Below are 13,394 nucleotides of genomic sequence, written 5' to 3'. Positions count from 1 at the left end.
GGAGGTAGAGTAACGCAGGAGCTTGTTACCGAGGATCACTATTCGCTTCAATCATCTGCCTTGCCTACAGCACTTTGAACTCCCGCTGAAAGATCACATATTTAATAGGATTGGTATTATACCAATTTCACTAATTATGAGCTTAAAAAGAGTCACTCAGATTTTTCTGTGTAAGGCGGATTGTTGAAAGAAGGGTTAATCCCTTGTAAAACAATGCATCAAAGATATGGAAAGCTTGAGTGGCTCCCATGGGCGGTTTTTGCACATATGATGCTGCTTCAACACGGGTAGAAAAGTAGAGCAAATTGAGAGGCGATTAATATCTCCAGCCCTGATGATATAGCCTCAGTTAGTTATACAATGATGTTTCCCCAAATCAGAGCGGTTATAAAACTTGTTAAATCTTCTGGAAGACAAGAATGGTATCAATAACTAGATTATTGCCAATAAATGTAAGAATGCTAACGGAATACAGAGACCGTTAGATAATTGTCTATTATTTCGACTTAAGGTGACAACAAGGAAGTGAGCCATGCATGAGCGCCATTATTTATTTTAACATGGAACAAATTGTCTATTTTAGGTTGGTTTTTACGAAAAAGTTAATCAGGATTCAAACCGGATATCACATCCAATTAACATAAATGTTGCAGAGGCTAGTGAGTATAGTTTATTAAACATGATGCAGATCTCAATCGAGATTTAACATTCTTACAAGCCAAAATCATAGATTTGATTATTATTTAGGCATAAAAAACTCTTTGTTAAAGTGCGTAATGAGCACTTTTTTGAATAAAAATCGATTAAAGAAGGTCAAAGAGTTATTTTTTGAATAAATAATCAGTAATGTCGAAATGTCATTCTGGTGGTTTTTACGCCAATTAATAAAAAAATTTTTTTTATTAATTATTAATTTTCGATAGATTACGTTATGAGTTGTTATATTTGTGTAAATTATTTTGTACATTTGTCTGTTTTTGGTGTTGAATTTGGCGTTTTTATGTTGTTTTTTCTCTCTGTTTGGCGTATTTTTGAGCCTGATCTATCGTGTTGTATACAGATAGTTGTTTAACTTGTTGATTATAAAAGATTGTTGTTAAGTCAAATGATTTATTGAATCAAATGTTAAATCTAATGTTGTTCACATGTTGCCCTTATTGACTAAAGGTTTTTTATTCATTAATAATGGTAACTGAAAATTGGCTTCATCAATTATTCATATAAAAATTATAATTACTTATATTTTTGTTTATATAAGTTATAAGGGAGATCATCCATGAGTTCAGTAACATTAACAGCTAAGGCTATTCGTCGTAGTCTATTGGCTGTAGCAACAACAAGTGTCGTCACAACGGGTTTATTTTCATCAGCTGTAGTATCAGCAGAAGAACAAGCCCAAAAAGTAGAAAGAATTGAAGTTACAGGTTCTCGTATCAAGCGTGCCGATATGGAAACTGCAAGCCCAGTTAGCGTAATCGATGCTTCTGCAATCATTTCTTCTGGTGCAACTTCTATTGATGATATTTTACAACAAATGACATCAACTGGTGGTGCGATGACCAATGCTGCTGTGAACAATGGTTCACAGGGTAACTCTCGTATCAACCTTCGTGGTTTAGGCACGTCACGTACATTAGTACTTGTTAACGGCCGCCGTATGATTGCTTCTGGTACAGGTGCAGCATCATCAGTCGATTTGAACACCATTCCAGTATCAATGATCCAACGTGTTGAAATATTAAAAGATGGCGCTTCAGCCGTTTATGGCACAGATGCAATTGCTGGTGTAGTTAACATTATTTTAAAACGTGATTTCGACGGTTTTGAAATGAGCGCTCAAACGGGCATGAGTGGTCATGGTGATGGTGATGAAACTAGCATCGACTTTACTCTTGGTAATACGTTTGATAAAGGTAATGTTGTTATCAATGCACAGTACACCAAACGTGGCGATGCAAGCCAAGCAGATCGTGATTTCTCTGATTGCCCAATCTCTGAAACGGGTGCTGCTGGTAGCAAAACGCTTTATTGTGGTGGTAGCTCATACAGCCAAGGCGGCCATGTATGGGGCGATAAAAACTTCCAGATTGTTGGTACGGGTACAGACGGTGCATACGCTGTAGGTGATTCAGGTCTTTATGGTCAGTATGTTGCTGATGAAGACGGTAAGCCAGAATTTGAATATTTTGAAGGTCAATCTGAAGCAGATGTCAGTGGTCGTGGTGGTGCTTTCCATGATTTTACCGATGAAGATAAATATAACTATTCAAAAGACAGTTATTTATCTACGCCAATGGAACGTATTAACTTAAGTTTTGCTGGTACTTATGAGTTGTCTGACAACATTACCTTCTTCTCAGAAGCTATGTATTCTAAGCGTTGGTCAGATCAGCAAATGGCTCCACAGCCAATTTGGAACAGTTCTGCATGGGTATATAATCCACTATCTGCGGGCGGCACCATGACAGATGCTTTACTTCCTTGGGCTCAGCCTGGTGAAGAATTAAGTTATGGTCGTCGTATGGTTGAGTCTGGTTCTCGTGACTTTAGTCAAGTGGTTGACACTGTACGTATTGTTGTTGGTTTAGAAGGTGAGTTCGACAATGGTTGGACGTGGGATGCTTCTTACAACAAAGGTAAAAATGATTCAGTTGATACCCTTGCGAACCTTCATAACCTAGGTTCTATTGATGATGCTGTAACTGCGGGTACTTTTGATCCGTTTTTAGAGTCTTCTTGGCAAGGTGAGAGCATTGCTCCATTTATTTATACTGAAGTTAACAGTGGTGGCAGCGAGTTAGATATTATTGCGGCAACACTTTCTGGTGATATTGTTGATTTACCTGCTGGTGTTTTAGGCTTTGCAGCTGGTTATGAGCACCGTAAAGAATCGGCTCACTTTACTCCTGATTCACTGACTGCACAGGGTCTAGCAAACGATCCTCGTGTTGAAGCGACTGCTGGTGAGTTTACTGTTAACGAAGTATATGCTGAGTTAGCAATTCCATTATTAAGTGATTTACCACTAGCACAACAAGTTGATATGAGCGCTGCTATGCGTTACTTCGACTACAGCACATTTGGTGATGACACAACGTGGAAGTTAGGTTTAACATGGCGCATGACGGACGACTTAATGATCCGTGGTGGTCGTTCAACGGCGTTCCGTGCCCCAACTGTTGATGAGTTATTTGGTGGTAAATCTCCATCATTCGATCAAATCGTTCACCCAGCAACTGATCAAGACCAAGCTGAAGTGACTGTGGGCGGTAACGATTTATTGACGCCAGAAGAAGCAGATATTACCACTCTTGGTTTAGTGTATTCACCTAACTTTATTGAAGGTTTATCACTTACTGTTGATTACTACGATATCGAGATCACTAACACGATTACCGCAGTTGACTCTAACTACGTGGCTAATCAATGTTTAAGTGCTAGCGGTTCAAAAATCAATACTGGTTCAGCATTGTGCCAAGCTGCTAATATCGAAATTGACGGTTCTGGCCGTATCAAGTTTGACAATGGTTTACAAAACATTGGTGCAACGAATACATCTGGTTATGACATTAACGTAGCATATACATTTGATGCAGCTGGTTTAAGCTGGAAAGCAAGTTTAGATACGACGATTTTAGATACGTATGAAGAATATGATCCAGATGGTAACGCTGTTGAGTTTGCAGGTTATATCACAGGCAATGTTGGCGGATATGCTAAACTTAAAACAAACTTTGACATAACCGCAAGTGGTGATGATTGGAGTGCGACTTACGAAGCACGTTATATTGATGGTATGGATTCATTTGCGTGTAAGGATGATACTTCTAAGTGTTATGCGCCTTCAGTAGACAGTATTATTTATCATGACCTTTCAGGTTCTTATGATTTAACTAATACAATTCGTATTTCTGGTGGTGTGAATAACATTTTTGATGAAGAGCCTCCTTACTACACAGGTAACTTAGATTCAAATACCGATCCGTATACTTATGACGTATTAGGTCGTTACTTCTTCGTTCGTGCTAACGTGAAGTTCTAATCTAAAAATTAACAATTATTGTTAATAAAAAAGCCGGCTAATTCATTAGCCGGCTTTTTATTATTTCAAATTAGAGTGAGAAAACAATTTATTGGTATTAATGATCTAAGCGCAATTCATGTCTATGTTCTCGAAGGAATTTTTGTTCACATAGCTTGCAACGTTGCTCTGTTGGATCGGCAATCAAACGCATCGGTTCAATGTCCATTTCACAATCAGAACAAAGCCCGTACAGACCGAGTTCCAGTTGGCAATATGCCGCATCGAGTTTCATTAGTTTATTGAAAATATCTGTGCCAACTAGTTTGATCTGCGACAAATCATCAATAACTTGCCCTAGAGGGGTATCCATCGAGATATGAACAACTTCAGTGGCTTTTGGTGAATCCTTCATAAATAGCATTAACTCATTCCTCAAACTGATTTCGAGTTGTTGGAGTTTTTGCCGTACATCCTGAGTGTTGTGCAACTGAGATAACCTTAACTGACTATGCCAATGTAGAAATTCTATTCTAGGCACAAAAAAAACAGGCGTTATGACGAAGATCAATTCTCACTTAGATATTTGTTTTCTAGACATGAATAATAATTTACGTTTTATTCATGTTGGATGAAAAATACCACTCATACGGCTATCTAATTAATAAAATCCAGTGTGGCTAGGTTATTAATTTAAATATAGAATATTTATTATGTTTGATTTTATGCAGTTTAAGTACTGCATAAAATAAGTAATTTTATTCTCAATTAGGTTCATCATAACGCTACAAAAAAGCAATTTATTTTGCGCTAATCAAAAAAACTTAAGCACAGGCCGCCAATAAATTAAGTTAACTCTGTTCGTGTTTGGTGGGCATGTTGCAAAACGTTGACGATATCTTCTGTTGTTTTAAATACTCGTAACTCTCTAAACAGTGTATCCGCTTCAGGATATTGACGGTTTAAGTAGCTAAACCATTGCTTAATCCTAGATGGGTAATAATCTGATTTTCGCCCATTAAGTTCTTTGGCTGTATATGACATTAACAAGCTTAGGGTCTGCTGCCAACTGAAAGGGGTGGCACCTGTTTTGATCGTATCTCCTAAGTTTGGTAATGATATTGCCCCGCGTCCAATCATTACGCTGTCACAACCGGTAACATCCATACAGCGTTGGGCATCTGCTGCATTCCAAATTTCGCCGTTTGCAATTACGGGAATGGGTAAGCGTTGTCTTACTTCAGTAATGTATTCCCAATAAGCAGGAGGTTTATAGCCATCGGTTTTACTGCGAGCATGGATGGCTAATTCTGTTGCTCCTGCCTCGTACACAGCTAAAGCATTCTCCATAAATAATGACTTATCTTCATAGCCTAAACGGATTTTCGCGGTAACAGGGTGTTTTGCCGGCACTGCGTCACGCATCGCTTTAACGATATTGTAAATATTGTCTGGGTATTGTAGTAATACTGCACCACCTTTACTTTTATTAACGGTTTTAGCTGGACAACCAAAATTGGCATCAACACCATTAGAACCCAGGTCAATCGCTCTAACTGCATTTTGTGCCATCCACTCAGGCTCTTGCCCTAACAATTGAACTCTTACGGGGGTGCCTGAAGTTGTTAATCCTTGATGATGTAGTTCAGGGCATAATTTATAAAAGACTTTTTCTGGTATCAATTGGTTCACAACCCTGACAAATTCGGTCACAACCAAGTCAAATGGGTTAATGGCAGATAAAATTTCACGCATATGGTCATCAACCACACCTTCCATAGGAGCTAGAATAACGCGCACAATACACCTTGCTGTAGTTAAAAGAGCGCTATTTTAACGTGTTTATTGTTTGATAGCAGCACAAAATGGTTTAACGAGCTTACTTGTCCATAACAGCATTTTTTTCCATTTTTTTAGGGCTGGATAAACGGCTATTGTCCCATAACGGTATTGAAATTTTGAATCCTATTGTTTTGTGCATTATCAATAAATCCAATGGCTAACTTGAAATATAACAGGCTAGATTTAGTCGTTTGGTAGACTTATTTTTTCGTTGATTGAGTTGAGGTTAATTATTCATCACCTTCAAATCTCAAGTGTTGTTGAGTTAATGTTAAATTTATGTTTAATTGTGGAGGGTTGTCTAGCAATAATTTGCATTGAATATGATGATGGTTTTCACATTTTTTAATTTTCTTTGCAATAAAATTTACTTACAGCAGGTCTCTTTATATAAGCCGGCAATGATGTTGGTTACCATACACAATCAAGAAAAAGGAAGATAATTATTATGAATTCAATCAAACAAACTACTTTAGCTGTTGCACTCGGTTCTGTTGTCATGACTGCCGGCTTTACCACTGAAGTAGAAGCTAACCCATTTGGTTTTCAGCAATTAACTTCTGGTTATCAGCTTGATGGCGGAGAAGGAAAGTGTGGTGAAGGCAAATGTGGTGGCGATAAAGTGAAAGCCGCCGAAAAAGCCAAAGAAGGTAAGTGTGGCGAAGGCAAATGCGGCGGCGATAAAATGAAGTCTGCAGAAAAAACCAAAGAAGGTAAATGCGGCGAAGGTAAATGTGGCGGTGATAAAATGAAATCAGCAGAGAAAGCCAAAGAAGGTAAGTGTGGTGAAGGCAAATGTGGTGGTCAGAAGTAATTGGCGATATACATTTGATAACGCATTGGCTTATCTGACATCATTAAGGCCTGAATTTCAGGCCTTAATCTTATCTATTTTTTAGTATTATTGATTAATTGAAGGACGCTCATCATGAGTACAAATCATGCTTATGGCACTGCCAATGTAGGTTTAGGGCTTCGTCGTGAAATGTTGGACGAATTTTGTCAGCATGTCCCTTCAGCTATTGAATTTTTTGAGGTCGCGCCTGAGAATTGGATGACATTAGGTGGTAAGTTTGGCCGCCAATTTAAGCAATTAACTGAACAAAAAACTTTTTTCTGTCATGGGCTTTCATTATCAATTGGCAGTCCAGAGGGGTTAGATACTCAATTTGTACAGAACATAAAACGTTTTTTGGATGAACACAGTATCGATATATATTCAGAACATTTAAGTTATTGTTCAGGAGTAGGGCACATGTACGATCTGATGCCGATCCCATTTACTGATGATGCCGTAATTCATACAGCAAAAAGAATAAAGCGGGTTGAAGATATCCTTGAACGCCCCTTTATTTTAGAAAATGTTTCTTTTTATGCCGCACCTGGTGCACAAATGAATGAGCTTGAGTTTGTTAATGCAGTTTTACAAGAGGCTGATTGTAAATTACTGCTAGATGTCAATAATATTTATGTTAATTCAATAAATCACCAATATGATGCCAATGCTTTTTTGGAGGCAATGCCGACTAAGCGAATTGAATATTTACATATTGCAGGGCACTATGAAGAAGATATTGATCTAATGGTTGATACTCATGGTGCTGATATTATCGATCCTGTATGGGCGTTATTACAAAGGTGTTATCAATTACATGGTGTGCATCCTACATTACTTGAGCGTGATTTTAATATTCCTAAAACTGAAATTTTGTTAAATGAAATTAATCAGATCCATCAATACCAGCAAGATGCCATGACTCAGCAATCTTTATTGAGGAAGGCATAATGGATTTTATTGAAATACAGCAACAATTTATGGATAACATCCGCGATCCTAGCTTGCCATTACCTGAGGGTATTGAGCCCCGACGGATGAAAATTTACCGAGAATTATTTTTTAACAATATTCTGGGGTTCGTGTCGAGTGCATTTCCGGTGTTAAACAGTTTGTATCAGGATGAACAATGGCATGCATTAATACAAAAATTTTTTGTGGAACATGATTGTCAAACACCAATATTTGTTGAAATAGCCGGCGAATTTCTTACGTTCTTACAACACGAATATAAGATGACGAAAAAAGATCCCATTTTTATGTTGCAGTTAGCTCATTATGAATGGTTAGAATTGTGTGTGGCAGTGGCGCCAGATACGCTAACATCTCAATGGATAAACGCTGACGAGTTAACACAATATAAGTTATGTCTAGCCAGTTGTGCCAAAGTGGCACAATATGCCTATGATGTTCAACATATTAGTGTTGATTATCAACCCATAGAACCGACACCGCAAGCCAACTTTTTTTGCGTTTTTCGTGACTTAGACAACAATGTGTCTTTTTTACAATTAACTCCATTAAGTGCGCAGGTACTGGCTTACATTGAAAAAATGGGGCATTCTGAATATGGTATTACCGTCGATGCGATTATCGAGTGGTTAAGTGAACATTATCCCACAATGCCAAATGAAACGTTATTATCTGGATGCTTGGCTTTGTTGCAACAGTTGGCGCAAAAGGGGATAGTGGTTTCATTAATCGAGAAGTAGTAGGCTTAATAAAATTAAGGTTTTTATTTTTTGTATATGCGTCTAAAATAAGCCACTTTTTGTGATCGGCTTCACGTCATTTGTTTGCGATGTTAACCAAAATATTCGTGAAATACAGAAAACAAATGATGAGAATTTTTGCAGTTACAACACCACCTTAATGTAGGAATAATCATGAGTCAGCCGTTTAAAGACCCGTTTAACATATTTTATCTTATTGGTTTTATTTTGGTTTTGTTAATTCCAACATTACCAGCAACTCTTTCATGGCTGAAAGTAACAGGGCTTATTTAACGCTAATTTCAGGTTAACCTGTCATGATATTGTCTTATTAAACCACTCTGATAGAGTGGTTTTTTGCTTGTATATAGGATACTTATGGCTGTAAAACGCGGTTTTTTTCTTATAATTGGCTTGTGTAGTCTAGTGTTAGGTTTAATCGGGATCGCATTGCCTTTGTTACCTACAGTGCCATTTATTTTATTGGCAGCATTTTGCTTTGCTCGCTCAAGTGATCGCCTTCATCAATGGTTAGTCACTCACCCTTGGTTTGCAGAAGGTATTCATCAGTGGCAATCCAAACGTGCCCTAAGTCGATCTTTAAAACGCAAAGCCATAATAATGAGTAGCCTAAGTTTTTGTATTAGTGTTGTTATTGTGCCGGTTGTTTGGGTCAAAATGATGTTGTTGTGCATGATGATTATTTTGTTGTTTTTTTTGTGGCGGATCCCAGAGTTAGAAGAATAAATAGCCAGTTAATGTAAGCCTGTTGCAACTGAGATTAAACGGGCATAAGATCACTCCAGTATTTTTACCAGAGTCCACCAACAACGTGGACTTTTTTATTGCGTAATCACTTTCAGACAGAGTTAACTACATTATGATGAACCAAGACAGTTTAGCGCTTATTAAGCAGAGCATTAAAACCATTCCTGATTATCCAATACCAGGCATCATGTTCCGTGACGTCACCAGCTTGCTTGAAAACGCAGAAGCTTACAAAGCCACTATTGCGATTTTAGTGGCTCATTATCAATCAAAAGGTTTCACCAAAGTAGTTGGTACAGAAGCTCGTGGTTTCTTATTTGGCGCACCACTAGCGTTAGAACTAGGTGTTGGTTTTGTGCCTGTGCGCAAACCCGGTAAATTACCACGCGAAACCATTAGCCAAACCTATGATTTAGAATACGGTAAAGACACCTTAGAAATCCATGTCGACGCAATCAATGCCAATGATAAAGTACTCGTAATTGATGATTTATTAGCAACCGGTGGCACAATTGAAGCGACTGTAAAACTGATACGTCAATTAGGCGGTGAAGTGGGTCATGCTGCATTTGTTATCTCATTACCAGAAATTGGTGGTGAGAAGCGCTTGCAAGACATGGGCATCGAAGTGTTAAGTTTATGCGAGTTTGATGGTGAGTAATTAAAGTAAAATAAACTGCTAATTTATTAAGCAGTTAACGATATTTTACTGACAAAAATGCTTGCTCAACAATAGCATGCCGGCCTGTGGCATGTTATTGTTAACCCCTTTATAGGGATTGACTCCCGATAGCTCTCTGTGGGGAATTTCATGTCTTACCAAGTACTCGCCCGCAAATGGCGTCCAGCTAAATTTGAACAAATGGTTGGCCAATCCCATGTATTAATGGCATTAACCAATGCATTGAGCCAACAACGTTTACATCATGCTTATTTGTTTACTGGGACTCGCGGCGTGGGTAAAACCAGTTTGGCGCGTTTATTTGCCAAGGGGCTTAATTGTGAAACCGGTGTAACGGCTAACCCATGTGGTAAATGTTCTAGCTGCCTTGAAATTGCCCAAGGTCGATTTGTCGATTTAATTGAAGTTGATGCGGCGTCGCGAACTAAAGTCGACGATACGCGTGAACTTCTCGACAATGTACAGTACCGCCCATCTCGAGGCCGTTTTAAAGTGTATTTAATCGACGAAGTACACATGTTGTCTCGTAGCAGTTTTAATGCACTGTTAAAAACTTTAGAAGAACCACCTGAGCACGTTAAATTTTTACTCGCAACAACAGATCCGCATAAATTGCCTGTAACGGTATTATCGCGTTGTTTACAGTTCAATTTAAAGAGTTTGTCACAAGATGAAATTAGCAAGCAGCTTGAATATGTGATTAGCCAAGAACAGCTTCCATTTGAACAAAAAGCATTGAGCTTGTTAGCTAAAGCCGCTAATGGCAGTATGCGTGATGCACTCAGTTTAACCGATCAAGCCATTGCCTTTGGCAGTGGTCAAGTGATGCTTGAACAAGTTCAAACCATGTTAGGCAGCATTGATGAGCAACATGTACTAGCGTTACTAAAAGCCTTGTGTGACGCAGATGTTGGGCCGTTAATGCAAACTGTGGCCAAGGTATTGGCATTTGGCGCAGACGCTGAAGAAGTATTACGTAGCTTACTAGAGTTATTACATCAAATTACCTTAACGCAATTTGCACCTGCTGCAGCGCAGCAGTCGCTGTTTAGTGAACAAATTTTAGCGTTTGCACAGCAGTTAGCGCCTGAACAAGTACAGCTTTATTACCAAATGTTACTTAATGGTCGTAAAGATTTGCCTTTTGCACCCGATCCTAAATCTGGTTTGGAGATGGCATTACTGCGCGCAATAGCCTTTATACCTGAAAAACAAGTAAAACGTTGGGTAACTGCCACTCCTGCTAATATTGATTTAAATGTCGTTGAGCATTCTTCATCCTCTGTGCAAGAGGTCGTTGAAACAGGCCCAAAGCCTGAAGCTCACCCTCATACTGATAATATGTTAACGCCATCTGCACTGTCCAACCAAACAGCTGATATAGAGGTGGCGATAGAGGCCGAAGGTGATGATGTCATTGATGATGAGCCTGTGGCGGCATCACTGATAGCAGAGCAAGCTTTACTGTTAGACCAAGCACATAGCTTAGGGTATGAGTCATCGCCGTCCACAAACGCTGTTATTAAGGTTGATGATGCTTCGGCACATGATACAAACGACGTGGTCGGCAATAAGGTGACTGCATCTGTTCAGCCTGTGAGTGAAGTTAATACCAATAAGCCGAAAAGTGATGCTGTGTTCGCAGACGTGGCTGAACAACATAACTTTGCATCTAATGGAGTCGGAAGCGAGACTGTACAAGCTGTTCAACCGGATAGTCGTTCGTTTTCGGAATATTCTTTTATGGATTATGGCTCAACAGATGATCCATCAATGGATTATCAATCGTCTGATCATGATGAATATATTGCGTTTACAGCCTTAAATGAGACAACTGAAGCTAATGCTGTTGATACTTCCAATCTCATACTTGAGGAAGATGAGCCCACCAATAAAGATTCAATTGATGATTTGGATGATTTTCTTGATGAAGTATTAGCCAGTCGTGATTCACTTATTGCAGATGTCGGTGCCTTGCAGCAAAAAGAAGAACTCGCTAAAAATGAGTCAATAAAAACAACCTCTCCTAGAATGGCTAAAGCTGTGTTGAAACCTGCCACAGTGGCTAACGAATCACCTGCAGCATCAAACGTTATTGAGCCTAAATCTTCTTCAAAACCCGCAACTGAAGTAAAACAGAGCCAAACGGTTGTCGATTACGATAGACCACCTTGGGTCGCACCGGAAGAAGATGAGCAAGTCAATAAGTTTGCTGATGCTGTTAAGCCCACCGTTGACCAAGTAGATGGCTTGTCAAACACAGTTAATTCCCAATATCCGTCTGTTAACGACCCCAAAATGGAATTATTATCTACTCCGCAGCAAAATAATCCTTCAGCTCCTGTTGTCTGTGAGAGTGTGATGATTAACGTTGAGCCTCACAGCATTCAAGGTAATGAAGTTGATTTACATTGGTATAACGTGATGACGAATGTATCCGTGGGCGGAAGGGTAAGACAATTAGGTGTTAATTCAGTGTGTTCAGTATTGTCTAATCCAATCGTTTTGGTATTAAAACCAGATCAAAAACATCTGTCGGCCCAGATTGCCATAGAACAGCTGCAAATGGCGTTATCTGAATATCAAGGCCAACCGACACAAGTGGAAATACAGATTGGGCTCGTACCACATCGAGAAACACCGCTTGAATTACGTAAGCGTTTTCATCGCGAGCTTATTGCGCAGGCACAACAGTCTATTTTACTCGATGACAAAGTTAAATGGATGATTCAACATTTATCCGCTCAATTAGACAGTAATACAATCGAATATCCATCTGAGCAACTTGGACAAATAGCACTCGATATTGCAAAAATTAGCGCTTCATAAATGAACAAGAGAACTAATTTAGCTTAAAATGAATATATCTTCATCTCAAAAATGTATCTGTAATATTGCCAATCAATTTTATTTCAGTAAGATTAGCGCCATTATGGCGACTTGCTAACAACCTTAATTAGAGAGAGACGACTATGTTTGGTGGAAAAGGCGGTATGGGCAATTTAATGAAACAAGCCCAAATGATGCAAGACAAAATGGCTAAAGTACAAGAAGAAATCGCACGTACAGAAATGACAGGTGAAGCGGGTGCTGGCTTGGTTAAAGTAACCATGACAGGTAACCACAGTGTGCGTAAAGTTGAAATTGATCCAAGCTTGATGGACGACGATAAAGAGATGTTAGAAGATCTTATCGCTGCAGCGTGCAATGACGCCGCCCGTCGAATTGAAGAAAACCAAAAGACCAAGATGGCCGAGGTTACTGGTGGTATGCAATTACCTCCTGGAATGAAAATGCCGTTTTAATGGTTGTTTTATACAACAATTTAAAATGGCTCAAGCATTATGCTTGAGCCTTTTTCGTTATAGCGTAGAAGAATTAACTAGTATTGATTTTTCACAATAATGCCAATCCTATTAAATATGTGATCTTTCAGCGGGAGTTCAAAGTGCTGTAGGCAAGGCAGATGATTGAAGCGAATAGTGATCCTCGGTAACAAGCTCCTGCGTTACTCTACCTCCAGTATCTGACCGC

Annotated in this window: 10 protein-coding genes; 8 read left to right on the top strand and 2 right to left on the bottom strand. The window is 39.0% G+C overall.

The window, feature by feature from the left end; all coding sequences use genetic code 11:
* The first annotated feature begins 1,276 nt into the window (after positions 1-1,276).
* Positions 1,277-4,042, top strand: coding sequence for a TonB-dependent receptor (locus ACWXWT_RS17370; RefSeq protein WP_456042833.1), 2,766 nt, complete (start codon positions 1,277-1,279; stop codon positions 4,040-4,042).
* Between the two features lie 97 nt (positions 4,043-4,139).
* Here ACWXWT_RS17370 and ACWXWT_RS17365 read toward each other — a convergent pair whose 3' ends face one another.
* Positions 4,140-4,445 carry a TraR/DksA C4-type zinc finger protein gene (locus ACWXWT_RS17365; RefSeq protein ID WP_456042832.1) on the bottom strand — a complete coding sequence of 102 codons (306 nt, stop codon included), beginning with the start codon at positions 4,443-4,445 and terminating at the stop codon, positions 4,140-4,142.
* A gap of 422 nt (positions 4,446-4,867) precedes the next feature.
* Positions 4,868-5,821, bottom strand: coding sequence for a tRNA dihydrouridine(16) synthase DusC (gene dusC, locus ACWXWT_RS17360; RefSeq protein ID WP_456042831.1), 954 nt, complete (start codon positions 5,819-5,821; stop codon positions 4,868-4,870).
* Positions 5,822-6,311: 490 nt separating this feature from the next.
* On the opposite strand from dusC, the gene ACWXWT_RS17355 reads away from it, so the two are divergent.
* From ACWXWT_RS17355 to ACWXWT_RS17325, 7 genes are all read left to right on the top strand, one after another.
* On the top strand, positions 6,312-6,677 hold the full coding sequence (locus ACWXWT_RS17355) for an HvfA family oxazolone/thioamide-modified RiPP metallophore (RefSeq protein WP_456042830.1): 366 nt from the start codon (positions 6,312-6,314) through the stop codon (positions 6,675-6,677).
* A 114-nt stretch (positions 6,678-6,791) separates the two neighbouring features.
* Positions 6,792-7,649 carry an HvfB family MNIO-type RiPP peptide maturase gene (locus tag ACWXWT_RS17350; RefSeq protein WP_456042829.1) on the top strand — a complete coding sequence of 286 codons (858 nt, stop codon included), beginning with the start codon at positions 6,792-6,794 and terminating at the stop codon, positions 7,647-7,649.
* Entirely contained in the window at positions 7,649-8,410 is a 762-nt protein-coding gene (locus ACWXWT_RS17345) for an HvfC family RiPP maturation protein (protein ID WP_456042828.1), read from the top strand. Before ACWXWT_RS17350 ends, ACWXWT_RS17345 begins: the two co-directional genes overlap by 1 nt.
* Before the next feature lie 378 nt (positions 8,411-8,788).
* Positions 8,789-9,157 (top strand): YbaN family protein, encoded by a 369-nt coding sequence (locus tag ACWXWT_RS17340; RefSeq protein WP_456042827.1) that lies wholly within the window; start codon positions 8,789-8,791, stop codon positions 9,155-9,157.
* Positions 9,158-9,287: 130 nt separating this feature from the next.
* Positions 9,288-9,839 carry an adenine phosphoribosyltransferase gene (gene apt / locus ACWXWT_RS17335; RefSeq protein ID WP_456042834.1) on the top strand — a complete coding sequence of 184 codons (552 nt, stop codon included), beginning with the start codon at positions 9,288-9,290 and terminating at the stop codon, positions 9,837-9,839.
* Positions 9,840-9,989: 150 nt separating this feature from the next.
* The gene (gene dnaX, locus ACWXWT_RS17330; RefSeq protein ID WP_456042826.1) at positions 9,990-12,689 is read left to right on the top strand and encodes a DNA polymerase III subunit gamma/tau; all 2,700 of its coding nucleotides are present in this window, start codon (positions 9,990-9,992) and stop codon (positions 12,687-12,689) included.
* A gap of 143 nt (positions 12,690-12,832) precedes the next feature.
* Complete coding sequence (locus ACWXWT_RS17325) at positions 12,833-13,165, top strand: YbaB/EbfC family nucleoid-associated protein (RefSeq protein ID WP_456042825.1); 333 nt, start codon at positions 12,833-12,835, stop codon at positions 13,163-13,165.
* Positions 13,166-13,394 lie beyond the last annotated feature (229 nt).

This window comes from Shewanella sp. A22 (assembly GCF_053850585.1).
This window is presented reverse-complemented; position numbering and strand designations above follow the sequence as displayed.